The sequence below is a fragment of the Ciceribacter thiooxidans genome (genome assembly GCF_014126615.1).
Classification (GTDB): Bacteria; Pseudomonadota; Alphaproteobacteria; order Rhizobiales; family Rhizobiaceae; genus Allorhizobium; species Allorhizobium thiooxidans.
Genome location: NZ_CP059896.1, coordinates 244239 through 259636 on the forward strand (window position 1 = coordinate 244239; position 15398 = coordinate 259636).

A 15398-nucleotide genomic window follows, 5' to 3' on the forward strand; every position below is an offset into this window, starting at 1 on the left:
TAACCCGACCGGGGACCCATCTCCTTCTGGTGGACGGTATCGCGCATCCGTTCGATGCTTGTCAATCAATTTCGATCACAAACGTTCATTGTGCGACGCAACATTATCTTTTTTGATCGTTTGTGATTGACAGCGTAAACGCAATCCGAATAAATCACGCTCAGGAGGAGCCCATGCACGAACGCGAACGTCATCGCATCATACTAAGCGCGATCCAGGAAAAGCCGGTCATCACCGTGCAGGATATCGCCGAGCTGACCGAGGCTTCCGAAGCCACGATCCGCCGCGACATCGCAGCGCTTCATGTGCAGGGAAAGCTCCGCCGGGTCCGCGGCGGCGCGGAGGCGGTGCATCCGCCGCAGCTCGGAAATCTCGCCGCGCGACCGTTCCGCGTTTCGGAATCGGTCAATATCGACAAGAAACGCGCAATTGCGCGTGCCGCCGTCGATCTTTGCGAGGAAGGCGACTCGATCATCATCAACGGGGGCACGACGACCTTCCAGATGGTGCATTTCATGTCGGCGCGCCGCCTGCAGGTCATGACCAATTCATTCGCCATCGCCGAGCATTTGGTCAAGCATTCGAAGTGCACGGTCTCGGTGCCGGGCGGGGCGATCTATCGCGACCAGAGCCTGATCCTGTCGCCCTTCGAAAACGATGCGATCCGCAATTTCTACGCGCGGCGCATCTTCATCGGCGCGCAGGGCATCAATGCGCTCGGCGTAATGGAGTCCGATGCGCTGGTTATCCAGAGCGAACAGAAGTTGGTCCGCCAGGCCGAGGAACTGATCATCATGGTCGATTCCAGCAAGTTCTCGAAGCGCTCGAGCTTGATTCTCTGCCCGCTCGACAACGTCTCGACGATCATTACCGACGACAAGATTCCGGACGAGGCGGCCGCCATGGTCACCGACGCCGGCATAAGGCTCATTACGGTCAAGCCGATGGCTTCGACTGAGAAGGAGGATACCACGTCGGTCGCGTGATGTGATCCGGCCGCGTGGGAGGAGTTCAAGCAGTCTCAACCTGGGAGGAAAACACAATGAAACTGTCGAAGACACTGCTCGCCGGCGTGGCGATCGCCATAGCTGCCATGACGTCCGCGGCAAATGCCGCCGACATGAAGATCGCACTTGTGGTCAAATCACTTGGCAACGGCTTCTTCGAGGCGGCCAACAAGGGTGCACAGGAAGCGGCCAAGGAACTCGGCGGCGTCGAGGTGATTTACACCGGCCCGACGACGACGACGGCCGAAGGCCAGATTGAAGTGATCAATTCCTTGATTGCCCAGGGCGTCGATGCGATCGCAATTTCCGCCAACGATCCGGACGCCGTCGTTCCGGCGCTGAAGAAGGCGCAGCAGCGCGGCATCAAGGTCATTTCCTGGGATTCGGGTGTCGCTCCGGAAGGCCGGATCATGCACCTCAATCCGTCGTCCAACGAACTGATCGGCAAGATGTGCCTGCAGCTCGCGGCCAACCATCTCGAAGGCGGCAAGGGCGACTTCGCCATCCTGTCGGCCACCACCACCTCGACCAACCAGAACATCTGGATCGAGGAAATGAAGAAGCAGCTCAAGGATTTCCCGGGCCTCAACCTCGCCACGACCGTCTATGGTGACGACCTGGCCGACAAGAGCTACCGCGAAGCCAACGGCCTCCTGTCGTCCTCGCCGAACGTCAAGGTTATCGTCGCTCCGACGACCGTCGGCGTTCTCGCCGCCTCGCAGGCTGTCAAGGATGCCGGCAAGATCGGTCAGGTCTACGTGACCGGTCTCGGCCTGCCGTCGGAAATGGCCGGTGCCATCAAGTCCGGCGCGACCAAGGAATTCGCGATCTGGAACCCGATCGACCTCGGTTACTCCGCCACACAGATCGCCTATCATCTGGTGAAGGGTGACACCGACGGTGCTCCGGGCGCGGAAATCGAAGCCGGCCGCATGGGCAAGATCAAGGTCGGCGACAACGGCGAAGCGGCGATGGCCGATCCGTTCGTCTACAATTCGTCCAACATCGACGAGTTCTCGAAGATCTTCTGATCCTGCATTTCCGAGTTCGGGGGCCGTTGCCCCTCACCCTAGCCCTCTCCCCGCACGCGGGGAGAGGGGACGTGCCCCGATGATAGGATGACGCCGTGTGGCTTGCGTCCTTCGCCCCGCTTGCGGGGAGAAGGTGCCGGCAGGCGGATGAGGGGTCTACAGGACCTGAAAAGACCATGACCGTTCAAGCCAAACCTCTCGACACCGCGCCGCTGGCCGCCGACACGCCGATTCTCGAAATGCGTGGCATTTCTCAGATCTTTCCGGGGGTGAAGGCGCTCGATGGGGTGAACATCGCGCTCTATCCCGGCAAGGTGACGGCGCTGATCGGGGAAAACGGCGCCGGCAAGTCGACGCTCGTCAAGATCCTGACCGGTATCTACCGTCCGAACGAGGGCGAGATCCTGATCGACGGCAAGCCGGTCGCATTTGCCAATGCGCAAGACGCGATCGATGCCGGTGTCACTGCGATTCATCAGGAGACAGTCCTTTTCGACGAGTTGACCGTCGGCGAGAACATCTTTCTCGGCCACGCACCACGGACCCGGTTCGGGCTGATCGACTGGAAGACCATCAATCAGCGCGCCCGACAGCTGCTGGCCGATCTCGAAAGCACGATCGATCCGACGATCAAGCTGAAGGACCTGTCGATCGCCCAGCGCCATCTGGTCGCGATCGCACGTGCCCTTTCGGTCGAGGCCCGGATCGTCATCATGGACGAGCCGACCGCTGCGCTCTCGCGCAAGGAGATCGACGATCTCTTCCGCATCGTCGAGACCCTGAAGAGGCAGGGGAAGGCGATCCTCTTCATCAGCCACAAGTTCGACGAGGTCTACGAGATCGCTGAAAACTACGCGGTCTTCCGCGACGGCAAGATGGTGGGAGCGGGTATCCTCAAGACTACGCCGCAGGATGAAATCGTCCGCCTGATGGTCGGTCGTGACGTTGATGACGTGTTTCCGAAGAGCCCGGTGCAGATCGGGCCAACAGTGCTGACCGTCGATCGCTACAGCCACGACACCGAATTTCGCGACATTTCCTTCGATCTTCGCAAGGGGGAAATTCTCGGCGTCTATGGCCTCATCGGCGCCGGCCGCTCCGAACTCTGTCAGTCCCTCTTCGGCATCACGAAACCGGCCTCCGGGCGCCTGCTGCTCGACGGCCGCGAGATCGTGATCCGGTCGCCAGCGGACGCGATCGCCGCAGGCATCGTCTACGTACCGGAAGAGCGCGGCCGCCACGGCCTTGCGCTCGAAATGCCGATCTACCAGAACATGTCGCTGCCCTCGCTGGCGCGTACCTCGGTCAGGGGTTTCCTGAAGGCTGCCAACGAATTCTCGCTCGTCCGCCGATACGCCGAGAGACTGGACCTGCGTGCCGCGGCCCTTTCCGTTCCTGCGGGAACGCTTTCCGGCGGCAACCAGCAGAAGGTCGTCATCGGCAAGTGGCTCGCCACCCGGCCGAAGGTGATCATTCTCGACGAACCGACCAAAGGCATCGATATCGGCTCGAAGGCGGCCGTGCACGGCTTCATCTCGGAACTCGCCGGTGAAGGACTTTCCATCATCATGATCTCGTCCGAACTGCCGGAGATTCTCGGCATGTCGGATCGGGTCATGGTCATGCGCGAAGGCCTCCAGGCCGGAATTTTCGAACGCGAAGGGCTTACCGCAGAGACGCTCGTGCGTGCGGCGACGGGCAATGCGTAAGGACAATTGACATGCAACGCATCTTCAAGAACCGCGAAGTTCTCCTGGCGCTGATCATCGCTGTGATGGTCGCGGGCTTCGCAATGCGGGCCAACGGGTTTGCCTCTGCCGGCAACCTCGCCAACATCTTCAACGACACCTCGATCCTGATCATTCTGGCGCTCGGCCAGATGACCGTCATCCTCACCAAGTCGATCGACCTGTCGGTGGCGGCCAATCTCGCCTTCACGGGCATGGCGGTCGCGATGCTCGACGCCGGCCATCCCGGTCTGCCGCTTGCTCTCCTCATCGTTCTGGCGGTGGTCATCGGCGCCGGGCTCGGTGCGATCAATGGATTCCTCGTCTGGTTGCTTCAGATTCCGCCGATCGTGGTGACGCTCGGAACGCTGACCATCTATCGCGGCATGGCTTTCGTCCTGTCCGGCGGAAGCTGGGTCAATGCCCACCAGATGACCCCCGATTTTCTGAACCTGCCCCGCCTGCCGGTGCTCGGCATGCCGATCCTGTCCTGGATTGCGATCGCCGTCGTTCTGCTGATCTGGTTCATGCTGACGCGGACGCCTTTCGGCCGCTCGACCTATGCGGCAGGCGGCAATCCGACCGCTGCCGTCTATGCGGGCATCGATATCGGCCGCGCCCGCTTCTTCGCCTTCGTCCTTTCCGGTGCGCTGGCGGGTCTCTCCGGTTATCTGTGGGTCTCTCGTTATGCGGTTGCCTATGTCGACATCGCTGCTGGGTTCGAACTCGACAGCGTTGCCGCCAATGTGATCGGCGGCGTGTCGATCGCCGGCGGCATCGGCACGGTCGTCGGCACGGTTCTCGGGGCGCTCTTCCTCGGCGTCATCAAGAATGCGCTGCCAGTCATCGGCGTGTCCCCATTTGCACAGATGGCGATATCGGGCATCGTCATCGTACTTGCCGTCGTCTTCAATGCCCGTGCCGAGCGCAAGAAGGGCCGTATCATCCTGCGGGATCGAGCCGCTAAGGAAACGAAAGAGGTGACAGCATGACCGCGCCGTCTGCAGATGTCGCTACCAGACGTGTCATTCCCGATCGCCTCGGCACCCCGCTGAAGCGGTTGGCGGGAAGCTGGGAAGTGCTGCTCTTCGGTGTGGCGGTGGCGATCTTCGTCGCGAACTCGCTTGCCTCGCCCTACTTCCTCGATGCGTGGAATCTCTCCGACGCGACCTTCAACTTCACCGAGAAGGCAATGATCGCCTTCGCAATGGCACTGCTCGTCATTGCCGGCGAGATCGATCTCTCGGTGGCCGCGATCATCGCGCTCGCATCGACCGCCATGGGAGCGGCGGCCCAGATGGGTGTCGCGGCGCCCGGACTGGTCGTGATCGGCATCGGCACCGGGCTCGTCTGCGGCATCTTCAACGGGCTGCTCGTCGCCGGAATCGGACTGCCGTCGATCGTCGTCACGATCGGCACTATGAGCCTTTTCCGTGGGATCTCCTACATCGTTCTGGGAGACCAAGCCTACGGGAAGTATCCGGCCGACTTCGCCTATTTCGGTCAGGGCTATGTCTTTTGGGTCTTCTCGTTCGAGTTCGTACTCTTCCTCGTGCTTGCGGCGCTCTTTGCCGTCCTGCTCCATGCGACGAATTTTGGACGTCAGATCTTCGTCATCGGCAACAATCCGCTTGCGGCACGCTTCTCCGGGATTCCGGTCGAGCGCGTGAAGTTCATCCTCTTCCTCTTGACCGGCCTGATGAGCGGGATTGCCGCGGTCTGCCTGACGTCGCGGCTTGGATCAACCCGCCCATCGATCGCACAGGGTTGGGAACTGGAAGTCGTGACCATGGTGGTGCTCGGTGGCGTATCGATCCTTGGCGGTGCCGGCACGATCGCCGGCGTGGTGATCGCCGCCTTCGTCATGGGCCTCGTGACCTTCGGTCTCGGCCTTCTCAACGTGCCCGGCATCGTCATGTCGATCTTCATCGGCCTGCTGCTGATCGTCACCATCGCCCTGCCGATCATTGCGCGGCGGATCAGGAATGCACGGAGTGCCTGAGGTGACCGAACTCGAAAAATATGCCTTCAAGATGCACCTCAATCCGGGCATGGAAACCGAATACCGCAAGCGTCATGACGAGATATGGCCCGAGCTCGTAGAGCTTCTCCACGAGGCGGGAATTCGCGATTACTCTATCCACCTTGATCGGGAGACCAGCACGCTCTTCGGGGTGCTGACCCGTCCAAAGACGCATGGCATGGCAGACCTTCCGCACCATCCCGTCATGAAGCGTTGGTGGGCCCACATGGCCGACATCATGGCGGCGAACCCGGACAATTCGCCGGTCGCCGTCGATCTGGTCAACGTGTTCCACCTGCCATGAACGCGTCTCGTCCGCGGCGCGTCGCCGTCATCGACATCGGCAAGACGAATGCCAAGGTGGTGGTCCTCGACGGGGAAGCGGGTGCCGAGATCGCGATCCGCAAGACTTCGAACCGCGTGGTCGCCGGTCCTCCCTATCCCCACTATGACGTCGAAGCCTTGTGGTCGTTCATCCTGTCCGCTCTCGCTTCGTTCGCCGAGAAGCCCGGCTATGATGCGATTTCGATCACGACCCACGGGGCGAGTGCCGCGCTGCTCGATGCCGAGGGGCAGCTCGCAATGCCGGTCCTCGATTACGAACACGCTTATTCGGCCGACGTCGTTTCGGACTACGCCGCCTTACGGCCTGCCTTTTCCGAGACCTGTTCGCCGGCGCTTCCGGGTGGCCTCAATCTCGGAGCCCAACTTCATTACCAGAAGACCACCTTTCCCGAAGCGTTCGCACGGGTTGGGACGATCCTCACCTATCCGCAATACTGGGCCTTCCGGCTAACGGGCATTGCCGCGAATGAGGTGACTTCGCTCGGCTGCCACACCGACCTCTGGAATCCAGGGGAGGGCCGGTACTCGACGCTCCTAGACAGGCTCGGGATCGGTTCGTTGCTGGCTCCCGTCCGGTCGGCCTTCGACGTGCTGGGCCCGATGCTGCCGGAGGTTTGCGAGGTGATCGGCCTCGACACCGCTGTGCCGGTCTATTGTGGTATTCACGATTCCAACGCGTCGTTGCTGCCGCATCTCGTTGTGCGACAGCCGCCTTTCTCGGTGGTGTCGACAGGCACTTGGGTCATCTGCTTTGCCGTCGGAGGAGATCCCGCGGGGCTCGATCCCGCGCGCGATACGCTTTCCAATGTCGATGCTTTCGCGCGCGCCGTGCCATCGGCCCGTTTCATGGGCGGTCGTGAGTTCGAGATCCTGACTCAAGGCGTGGCTGAACCGTCACCGGAAGCGGTGGAGTTGGCCGCCCGTGCGGTGATTGCCAAGGGTGTGATGGTCCTACCCAATGCAGTGGAAGGATCGGGACCTTTCCCGGGTCGCAAGGGACAGTGGATCGGTGAGCCTGCCACCGATGCCGAGCGGCTGGCCGCCGCCTCGCTCTACGTCGCGATGATGACGGCCATATGCCTCGACCTTGTGAAGGCCGCGGGGCCGATCATCGTTGAGGGGCCGATGACTCGGAACAGCGCCTTCCTTGCCGCTCTGGCGTCGATCACCGGGCGTGACGTGATGATCGACACTGAAGGTGGCGTGAGCGGCACCGCGCTCGGAGCGGCGGTGCTCGCCGGGGTGCGGCCGCAGAAGGGGCACTCGACCGTCGTGTCCTCGTCACTCGATATCGGCTCCTATGTCGACCGTTGGCGAACGACGCTGGCGTCCGGCGTCTAGATTCCGTGCCGCAGCGGCTTCGCGGCGAAAGACGCCCGGACTCCTGGATGTCCACTTCCGGAAGGCGCGATGAAAGGCACTTGGTTCCGAGAAGCCGAGCTGGGCGGCAATCTCGCCGACGCTGCTTCGGCTCCCCAGCAGCAGTTCCATGGCGCGTTCGCGTCTGATCTCGTCCTTTATTCCGGCAAAGCTCCGGCCTTCGGCCTGCAGCCGGTGGCGCAGGGTCGACGGCGACATGCGCATCTGTGCCGCAATGTGCTCGAAGCTGCCCCAGTTCGTCGGCGGAGTCTGCCGCAGCCGGCGCCGAATGCCGGCTGCCAGACCGGCGTCATAGCGGTAGCGCACGAGGATATTGGCCGGTGCGCCGCGAAGAAACTGCTTCAGCGCCTGTTCGGTGCGGGCGATCGGCAGCCGGAGCAGTTGCCGATCGAAAGAGAGGCGACTAACCGGTTGTGCGAAGTGCACCGGCGCACCGAAAAATAGCCGGTAGTCGGTACCCTGTTCAGGTTCGGCGCAACAGAAATCAACCTTGCGGATCGGAATGCGCCGGCCGACCAGCCAGCAGGCGATACCGTGCAAAAGAATCCAGTAGGTGCGGTACGCAAAGGCCGAGCGCGGCCCTGTCCTGTCCTCGAGCACGATTTCGGCGAGGCCCTCATTGATTTCGAGCCGGCCGGAGGGATCCTCCAGGATCACGTTCAGGAAGCGGAGCGCCCGTCGCAGCGCGTGCTCCAGCGTCGGCGCGTGCAGCACGCAATGGCAGAGAAGCGTGAAACTGCCGTTGCGCATCGGCCGGGCGCCCATACCGAAAAATTCGTCGTCGACTTCTGCCGCGACGGCAAGCCAGAGCGCACCGTAGATTTCGGCCGAGACCGGAGCGTCGACCACGGGCGGCAGTCCCACCGACGCCAGAACCGGTGCCGTCGGCTTGCCGTGTCGTCGCAGACAATCGAGCGCTTCCTCGATGAAGGAAGGCGAAATCATCCGTCTGTCCGGCTCGGCCATTCGCTTCTCCCGATATGGTAAAACTGTCCAAAAAATCTGGCTGCTTTGGTCATCGCTTGCAATATACTGTCCGCATAGAGTCCGGCAACAAGGATCGGCGGAGGAGTCGGTTCGCATGCAGAATGTTGAGGAGGAGGACGGCATGGTGCATCGATCGTTCATCGTCATGCGGTCCGCGACGGCGGGAGTTTTTCAGTGCTGATCGAAGACAAGGTCTTCATCGTAACCGGAGGCGCCTCGGGCCTCGGTCTCGCGGTCGTGCGCTCGCTTACCGCTGCCGGAGCGCGGGCAATCATTGCCGACGTTAACGCAGAGGTCGGCGAGAAGGTTGCCACAGAGCTCGGGGAGGGCGTTCGCTTTGTGAGGACGGACGTTACGTCGGAAGATGACGCAGCCGCCGCGGTCGCAGCCGCGGTCGAAACCTTCGGGCACGTCCACGGTCTGGTGAATTGTGCCGGCATAGCGCCCGGCGAGAAGGTGATCGGCCGCGACGGCCCGCACCGGCTGGATGTCTTCACAAGGGCAATCAGCATCAATCTCGTCGGCACGTTCAACATGATCCGGCTCGCCGCCGCGGCGATCTCCAGGGAGGAGCCGGGCGAAGACGGTGAGCGTGGCGTGATCGTCAATACCGCCTCCGTCGCTGCCTTCGAGGGGCAGATCGGCCAGGCCGCCTATTCGGCGTCGAAGGGCGGCGTCGTCGGCATGACCCTGCCGATCGCGCGCGAGCTTGCGCGCTACGGCATTCGCGTCGTTTCGATTGCGCCCGGCATCTTCGAAACGCCCATGATGGCGGGTATGCCGCAAGAGGTTCAGGATTCGCTCGGCAAGAGCGTGCCATTCCCCTCCCGTCTCGGCCGTCCGGAGGAATATGCCGGTCTTGTCCGCCACATCTGTGAGAACAGGATGCTCAACGGAACGGTGATCCGTCTCGACGGAGCTTTGCGCATGGGTGCGCGTTGAAGGAGCAGTGATGCAGGAGAAACAGGGAATGCCTCAGGACCCCGTTGTCATCGTCGGTGCGGCGCGCACGGCCATGGGCGGCTTTCAGGGTGTGCTGTCGCGCGCGACGGCTCCGGATCTCGGCGCCGCCGCGATCCGCGCGGCGCTTGCCCGATCCGGTGTCGGTGCTAATGAAATTGATGAGGTGGTATTCGGCTGCGTTCTCGCTGCCGGTCTGGGGCAGGCGCCGGCCCGACAAGCGGCGATCGGGGCGGGTCTTCCTGCCTCGACGGGTGCCACGACCGTCAACAAGATGTGCGGCTCGGGCATGAAGGCCACGATGCTGGCCCATGACCTGTTGCTCGCCGGCAGTGCCGCGGTGGCGGTCGCCGGCGGCATGGAAAGCATGACCAATGCACCGTATCTGCTCGATCGCGCCCGTGGCGGCTACCGGCTGGGCCACGGCCGCGTCATCGATCATATGTTCCTCGACGGCCTCGAAGACGCATACGACAAGGGCCGGCTGATGGGGACGTTCGCGGAAGACTGCGCGGACGCCTACGGCTTTACCCGTGAGGCGCAGGACGCTTATGCCGTTGCATCGCTGACGCGCGCGCAAAAGGCGATCGCAGGCGGGGATTTCCAGGCGGAGGTCACGCCGGTCACCGTCCGCGACGGCAAGGCCGAAGTCACCGTGAGCATCGATGAGCAGCCCGGCAAGGCTAGGCTCGACAAGATACCCACTCTGCGTCCAGCCTTCCGGGAAGGAGGAACGGTGACGGCGGCGAATTCCAGCTCGATCTCGGATGGAGCCGCGGCGCTTGTTCTCATGCGCCGCTCGCAGGCCGAACGGGAGGGGCGCACGCCGCTTGCGACCATCACCGGTCATGCCACCCATTCTCAGGCTCCACATCTCTTTCCCACGGCCCCGGTCGATGCATTGCGGAAGCTCGCCGTGCGCACTGGCTGGGATCTCAAGGATGTCGACCTCTTCGAGATCAACGAGGCATTTGCCGTCGTCCCGATGGCGGCGATGCGAGACCTCGGCCTGCCCCATGAGAAGGTGAACGTCCATGGCGGAGCCTGTGCGCTCGGGCATCCGATTGGTGCGTCGGGAGCACGGATTATCGTGACCCTGCTCGCCGCGCTGGAGCGCTATGACCTGCGACGCGGCATGGCCGCTGTCTGCATCGGCGGTGGCGAAGCGACCGCGATTGCCGTGCAGCGACACTGAGGAGCGGGAAGGAGTCGGAATGATACTGACCGAGGAACAGCAACAGATCCGCGAGATGGCGCGCGACTTCGCCCGCGAAAGGCTGGCGCCGGGCGCGGCCCAGCGCGATGTCGACCATGCCTTCCCGAAGCAGGAACTGAAGGAAATGGGCGAGCTCGGTTTCCTCGGCATGCTGGTGCCGGAAACCTACGGCGGATCGGATACCGGCGTCGTCGCCTATGCCGCGGCACTCGAGGAAATCGCGGCCGGCGACGGACCATGTTCCACGATCATGAGCGTGCACAGTTCCGTGGGCTGCGTGCCCATTCTCAAGTTCGGCACCGAAGCACAGAAGGAACGCTTCCTGCCGAAACTCGCCTCCGGCGAATGGATCGGCGGTTTTGCACTTACCGAGCCGCAGGCTGGCTCGGACGCTTCGAACCTGCGCACCCGCGCCCGCCGCGATGGAGATCACTACGTTTTGAACGGCGCAAAGCAGTTCATCACCTCGGGAAAGAACGGGCAGGTCGTCATCGTTTTCGCGGTGACCGATCCAGCGCTCGGGAAAAAGGGCATTTCCGCCTTCATCGTCCCGACCGACACGCCGGGTTACGAGGTGGTCCGCGTCGAGAGCAAGCTCGGGCTCCATTCGTCCGATACCTGCCAGATCGCGTTCAGCGACATGCGGGTGCCCGCAGAGTTGCGGCTCGGCGAAGAGGGAGAAGGATACAGGATCGCGCTCGCCAATCTTGAAGGCGGGCGCATCGGCATCGCTGCCCAGTCTGTCGGCATGGCGCGTGCGGCCTTTGAGGCGGCGCGGGACTATGCGCGCGAAAGGAATGCTTTCGGGCAGCCGATCATCGATCACCAGGCCGTTGCCTTCCGCCTCGCCGACATGGCGACGAAGATTGCGGCGGCGCGCCAGCTCACCCTGCATGCGGCGCTCCTCAAGGAGCGGGGCGAACCGTGTCTCACGGAAGCGTCGATGGCGAAGCTCTTCGCCTCGGAAATGGCGGAAAAGGTCTGTTCCGACGCGATCCAGATCCATGGCGGTTACGGTTACATGTCCGACTATCCGGTCGAACGGATCTACCGCGATGTCCGGATCTGCCAGATCTATGAGGGAACGAGCGATGTGCAGCGCATCGTGATTGCGCGCGGTCTATAATGTTTCCGGCTCTGCCCTCCGGGAGGACGGAAGGCATCGGGCCGACAAGGAGGAGAAAGGCATGAACGAAACGGTTCGTCTTAGCCTGCATGTACCCGAGCCGGAGGTCCGACCCGGCGACCAGCCCGATTTTTCGAACGTCAAGATCCCCAAGGCGGGCTCGGTTCCGCGACCCGAGGTCGACGTCGCGCCTGAGACGATCCGCGACCTCGCCTTTTCCATCATCCGGGTGCTCAACCGGGAAGGGGAGGCGGTCGGTCCTTGGGCGGGTCTGCTGTCGGACGAGGAACTGCTCGCCGGTCTGAAGGACATGATGCGCCTTAGGGCCTTCGACGCCCGCATGCTTATGGCGCAGCGCCAGGGCAAGACCTCGTTCTACATGCAACATCTTGGCGAGGAGGCAGTGAGCTGCGCCTTCCGCAAGGCGCTGGCGAAGGGCGACATGAATTTCCCGACCTATCGACAGGCGGGGCTGCTGATCGCCGACGGCTACCCGATGGTCGACATGATGAACCAGATCTTCTCGAACGAGAAGGATCCACTGCGCGGCCGGCAGCTGCCGATCATGTATTCGTCGAAGGATCACGGCTTCTTCACGGTGTCCGGCAATCTCGCCACGCAGTTCGTTCAGGCGGTGGGTTGGGCCATGGCATCGGCCATCAAGAACGACACACGGATTGCGGCGGCCTGGATCGGTGACGGCTCGACGGCGGAGTCCGATTTCCATTCGGCGCTGGTCTTCGCCTCAACCTACAAGGCGCCGGTTATCCTCAACATCGTCAACAACCAGTGGGCGATCTCGACCTTCCAGGGTATCGCCCGTGGTGGCGCCGGGACGTTTGCGGCCCGCGGCCTCGGTTTCGGCATTCCGTCGCTCCGCGTCGACGGCAATGACTACCTCGCGGTCCATGCGGTCGCCCGCTGGGCAGCGGAACGCGCCCGCCGCAATCTCGGTCCGACGTTGATCGAATACGTCACCTACCGTGTCGGCGCCCATTCGACTTCGGACGATCCGAGCGCCTACCGGCCCAAGGCCGAATCAGAAGCCTGGCCGCTCGGTGACCCGGTCCTGCGCCTGAAAAAGCACCTGATCACCCGTGGCTGCTGGTCGGTCGAGCGACATGCGCAGGCCGAGTCCGAAATCATGGACGAGGTGATCCAGGCACAGAAGGAGGCAGAAAGCCACGGCACGCTCCACGCCGGTGGCAAGCCTTCGGTGCGCGATATCTTCGAAGGAGTCTATGCGGAAATGCCGACGCACATCCGTCGCCAGCGGCAGAAGGCGGGTTACTGACATGCCCAGAATGACCATGATCGAAGCGGTTCGCAGCGCCATGGACGTCTCGATGGGGCGCGACGACGATGTCGTCGTGTTCGGCGAGGACGTCGGCTATTTCGGCGGTGTCTTTCGGTGTACCCAGGGGCTGCAGGCAAAATACGGCAAGACCCGTTGCTTCGATACGCCGATCAACGAATCCGGCATCCTCGGAACGGCGATCGGCATGGCGGCCTACGGACTAAAGCCGTGCGTGGAGATACAGTTCGCCGACTACATGTATCCGGCCTACGACCAGATCACGCAGGAGGCGGCCCGTATCCGCTATCGCTCGAACGGCGACTTCACCTGCCCGATCGTCGTACGGATGCCGACCGGTGGCGGCATCTTCGGCGGTCAGACGCACAGCCAGAGCCCCGAGGCGCTCTTCACCCATGTCTGCGGCCTGAAAGTGGTGGTGCCTTCCAATCCCTTCGATGCCAAGGGTCTGCTGATCGCGGCCATCGAAGATCCTGACCCGGTGATCTTCCTGGAGCCGAAGCGACTCTACAACGGTCCTTTCGACGGTCATCACGAGCGACCGGTGACGCCCTGGTCCAAACACGAGCTTGGCGAAGTGCCGGAGGGGCACTATGCGATCCCGATCGGCAAGGCCGAGGTGCGCAGACCGGGTTCGGCGGCCACGGTTCTCGCCTACGGGACGATGGTTCACGTTGCTCTTGCCGCGGTGGAGGAGACAGGTGTCGATGCCGAAGTCATCGATTTGCGCAGTCTGCTCCCGCTCGACCTCGATACGATCGTGCAATCGGTGAACAAGACAGGCCGCTGCGTCATCGTTCATGAGGCGACGCTGACTTCCGGTTTTGGTGCCGAAGTCGCGGCTCTGGTTCAGGAGCATTGTTTCTACCATCTCGAAGCGCCGGTGGTACGTGTCGCCGGCTGGGATACGCCTTATCCGCATGCGCAGGAATGGGATTACTTTCCCGGTCCGGCCCGGGTCGGGCGCGCGCTCATCGAAGTGATGGAGGGCTGATCCATGGGTGAATTCACCATCAAGATGCCGGACGTCGGCGAAGGCGTCGCCGAGGCGGAGCTGGTCGAATGGAACGTGAAGCCCGGCGATCCCGTGCGCGAGGATATGGTGCTCGCGGCCGTGATGACCGACAAGGCGACCGTCGAAATTCCGTCGCCGGTCGCTGGCGTCGTGACCTGGGTCGGTGCCGAGATCGGCGACACGGTTGCCGTCAAGGCGCCGCTGCTGAGAATTGAAGTGCCCGGCTACGACGACGGTTCCTCCTCCGGGGAGGACGAGGGAGATACTCCGGTTGCCGCCGCCGCGGCGGCTGCACCGGTCGCTGCAGCATCGTCGTCGAACGAGCCCAAAGCGGCGCCGAGCGCCTCTGTTGGCGCGCCTGCGCCGCGTCCGTCTCCGCTGCCCGATTCGCAGAGGCCACTTGCATCTCCCGCTGTACGGTTGCGAGCGCGGGAGAGCGGTGTAGACCTGCGTCAGGTCGCGGGTACAGGCCCGGCGGGCCGGATTACGCATGAGGATGTCGAACTTTTCCTCACCTCCGGCGCGCCGCAGCCGGTGGCGTCGCATGGTCCGGCTCGCAACCTGCGCGTCGAGGAGATCAAGCTGACCGGCATGCGGCGGCGAATCGCCGAACGGATGACGCTTTCGGCCTCGCGAATCCCCCATATCAGCTACGTCGAGGAGGTCGACATGACCGATCTCGAGGAACTGCGTACGACGATGAACAGGGACCGCAAGCCGGATCATCCGAAGCTGACGATCCTGCCGTTCCTGATGCGCGCCATGGTGAAGGCGATTGCTCGCCAGCCGGAAGTCAACGCCACGTTTGACGACAACAACGGAATCATCTCCCGTTTCGGCGCCGTGCATATCGGGATCGCCACGCAAACACCGACGGGGCTCACGGTTCCGGTGGTCCGCCATACGGAAGCCCGCAACATCTGGGATTGTGCCGCCGAACTCACCCGACTCGCTGACGCGGCCCGCTCCGGCACGGCGCTCCGGGAAGAGCTGACCGGCTCGACCATTACGATCACCTCTCTCGGAGCTCTCGGCGGGATCGCCACGACGCCGATCATCAATCACCCGGAGGTCGCGATCATCGGGGTCAACAAGATGGTGGTACGGCCGGTATGGGACGGCACCCAGTTCGTTCCGCGCAAGATGATGAACCTCTCGTCCAGCTTCGACCATCGCATCATCGACGGCTGGGATGCCGCGACCTTCGTGCAGCGGATCAAGACCCTGCTCGAAACGCCCGCCCTCATCTTCATCGAGGACTGACAG

The 15398-nt window shown here is 62.9% G+C and carries 14 protein-coding genes; 13 read left to right on the forward strand and 1 reads right to left on the reverse strand.

Annotation, left to right across the window (positions count from 1 at the left end; all coding sequences use genetic code 11):
• Nucleotides 1-173 precede the first annotated feature (173 nt).
• The 7 genes from H4I97_RS01105 (at nucleotide 174) to H4I97_RS01135 (ending at nucleotide 7474) form a co-directional block, all read left to right on the forward strand.
• Nucleotides 174-986 carry a DeoR/GlpR family DNA-binding transcription regulator gene (locus H4I97_RS01105; protein ID WP_182306137.1) on the forward strand — a complete coding sequence of 271 codons (813 nt, stop codon included), beginning with the start codon at nucleotides 174-176 and terminating at the stop codon, nucleotides 984-986.
• A gap of 56 nt (nucleotides 987-1042) precedes the next feature.
• Nucleotides 1043-2038, forward strand: coding sequence for a rhamnose ABC transporter substrate-binding protein (gene rhaS / locus H4I97_RS01110; RefSeq protein ID WP_182306138.1), 996 nt, complete (start codon nucleotides 1043-1045; stop codon nucleotides 2036-2038).
• 176 nt (nucleotides 2039-2214) lie between these two features.
• A complete protein-coding gene (locus H4I97_RS01115; protein ID WP_182306139.1) occupies nucleotides 2215-3747 on the forward strand; it encodes a sugar ABC transporter ATP-binding protein in 1533 nt (510 codons plus the stop codon).
• Nucleotides 3748-3758: 11 nt separating this feature from the next.
• Nucleotides 3759-4757, forward strand: a complete 999-nt coding sequence (locus H4I97_RS01120) for an ABC transporter permease (protein WP_182306140.1) — start codon at nucleotides 3759-3761, stop codon at nucleotides 4755-4757.
• Nucleotides 4754-5767: an ABC transporter permease gene (locus H4I97_RS01125; protein WP_182306141.1), complete on the forward strand. Its 1014-nt coding sequence runs from the start codon at nucleotides 4754-4756 to the stop codon at nucleotides 5765-5767. The genes H4I97_RS01120 and H4I97_RS01125 overlap by 4 nt, the downstream gene beginning before the upstream one ends.
• Nucleotides 5751-6092, forward strand: coding sequence for an L-rhamnose mutarotase (gene rhaM / locus H4I97_RS01130; protein WP_182306142.1), 342 nt, complete (start codon nucleotides 5751-5753; stop codon nucleotides 6090-6092). Before H4I97_RS01125 ends, rhaM begins: the two co-directional genes overlap by 17 nt.
• Nucleotides 6089-7474, forward strand: coding sequence for an FGGY-family carbohydrate kinase (locus H4I97_RS01135; protein WP_182306143.1), 1386 nt, complete (start codon nucleotides 6089-6091; stop codon nucleotides 7472-7474). The genes rhaM and H4I97_RS01135 overlap by 4 nt, the downstream gene beginning before the upstream one ends.
• Here the strand turns inward: H4I97_RS01135 and H4I97_RS01140 are convergent.
• Nucleotides 7415-8479: an AraC family transcriptional regulator gene (locus H4I97_RS01140; RefSeq protein ID WP_182306144.1), complete on the reverse strand. Its 1065-nt coding sequence runs from the start codon at nucleotides 8477-8479 to the stop codon at nucleotides 7415-7417. The genes H4I97_RS01135 and H4I97_RS01140 overlap by 60 nt on opposite strands.
• Nucleotides 8480-8674: 195 nt before the next feature.
• On the opposite strand from H4I97_RS01140, the gene H4I97_RS01145 reads away from it, so the two are divergent.
• From H4I97_RS01145 to H4I97_RS01170, 6 genes are all read left to right on the forward strand, one after another.
• Complete coding sequence (locus H4I97_RS01145) at nucleotides 8675-9442, forward strand: 3-hydroxyacyl-CoA dehydrogenase (RefSeq protein WP_182306145.1); 768 nt, start codon at nucleotides 8675-8677, stop codon at nucleotides 9440-9442.
• Between the two features lie 28 nt (nucleotides 9443-9470).
• Nucleotides 9471-10655, forward strand: a complete 1185-nt coding sequence (locus H4I97_RS01150) for an acetyl-CoA C-acyltransferase (RefSeq protein ID WP_182306146.1) — start codon at nucleotides 9471-9473, stop codon at nucleotides 10653-10655.
• A 19-nt stretch (nucleotides 10656-10674) separates the two neighbouring features.
• On the forward strand, nucleotides 10675-11802 hold the full coding sequence (locus H4I97_RS01155; RefSeq protein WP_182306147.1) for an acyl-CoA dehydrogenase family protein: 1128 nt from the start codon (nucleotides 10675-10677) through the stop codon (nucleotides 11800-11802).
• A 61-nt stretch (nucleotides 11803-11863) separates the two neighbouring features.
• Complete coding sequence (locus H4I97_RS01160) at nucleotides 11864-13096, forward strand: 3-methyl-2-oxobutanoate dehydrogenase (2-methylpropanoyl-transferring) subunit alpha (protein WP_182306148.1); 1233 nt, start codon at nucleotides 11864-11866, stop codon at nucleotides 13094-13096.
• 1 nt (nucleotide 13097) lies between these two features.
• Complete coding sequence (locus tag H4I97_RS01165) at nucleotides 13098-14111, forward strand: alpha-ketoacid dehydrogenase subunit beta (RefSeq protein WP_182306149.1); 1014 nt, start codon at nucleotides 13098-13100, stop codon at nucleotides 14109-14111.
• A 3-nt stretch (nucleotides 14112-14114) separates the two neighbouring features.
• Nucleotides 14115-15395 carry a dihydrolipoamide acetyltransferase family protein gene (locus H4I97_RS01170; RefSeq protein ID WP_182306150.1) on the forward strand — a complete coding sequence of 427 codons (1281 nt, stop codon included), beginning with the start codon at nucleotides 14115-14117 and terminating at the stop codon, nucleotides 15393-15395.
• Nucleotides 15396-15398: the final 3 nt, after the last annotated feature.

What these genes read in the sequence shown, in the direction of transcription:
- rhaS (WP_182306138.1), top strand. Translation starts at nt 1,043, where the DNA reads ATGAAACTGTCGAAGACACTGCTCGCCGGCGTGGCGATCGCCATAGCT.
- H4I97_RS01165 (WP_182306149.1), top strand. Translation starts at nt 13,098, where the DNA reads ATGCCCAGAATGACCATGATCGAAGCGGTTCGCAGCGCCATGGACGTC.
- H4I97_RS01125 (WP_182306141.1), top strand. Translation starts at nt 4,754, where the DNA reads ATGACCGCGCCGTCTGCAGATGTCGCTACCAGACGTGTCATTCCCGAT.
- rhaM (WP_182306142.1), top strand. Translation starts at nt 5,751, where the DNA reads ATGCACGGAGTGCCTGAGGTGACCGAACTCGAAAAATATGCCTTCAAG.
- H4I97_RS01135 (WP_182306143.1), top strand. Translation starts at nt 6,089, where the DNA reads ATGAACGCGTCTCGTCCGCGGCGCGTCGCCGTCATCGACATCGGCAAG.
- H4I97_RS01150 (WP_182306146.1), top strand. Translation starts at nt 9,471, where the DNA reads ATGCCTCAGGACCCCGTTGTCATCGTCGGTGCGGCGCGCACGGCCATG.
- H4I97_RS01105 (WP_182306137.1), top strand. Translation starts at nt 174, where the DNA reads ATGCACGAACGCGAACGTCATCGCATCATACTAAGCGCGATCCAGGAA.
- H4I97_RS01115 (WP_182306139.1), top strand. Translation starts at nt 2,215, where the DNA reads ATGACCGTTCAAGCCAAACCTCTCGACACCGCGCCGCTGGCCGCCGAC.
- H4I97_RS01170 (WP_182306150.1), top strand. Translation starts at nt 14,115, where the DNA reads ATGGGTGAATTCACCATCAAGATGCCGGACGTCGGCGAAGGCGTCGCC.
- H4I97_RS01120 (WP_182306140.1), top strand. Translation starts at nt 3,759, where the DNA reads ATGCAACGCATCTTCAAGAACCGCGAAGTTCTCCTGGCGCTGATCATC.
- H4I97_RS01160 (WP_182306148.1), top strand. Translation starts at nt 11,864, where the DNA reads ATGAACGAAACGGTTCGTCTTAGCCTGCATGTACCCGAGCCGGAGGTC.
- H4I97_RS01155 (WP_182306147.1), top strand. Translation starts at nt 10,675, where the DNA reads ATGATACTGACCGAGGAACAGCAACAGATCCGCGAGATGGCGCGCGAC.
- H4I97_RS01140 (WP_182306144.1), bottom strand. Translation starts at nt 8,479, where the DNA reads ATGGCCGAGCCGGACAGACGGATGATTTCGCCTTCCTTCATCGAGGAA.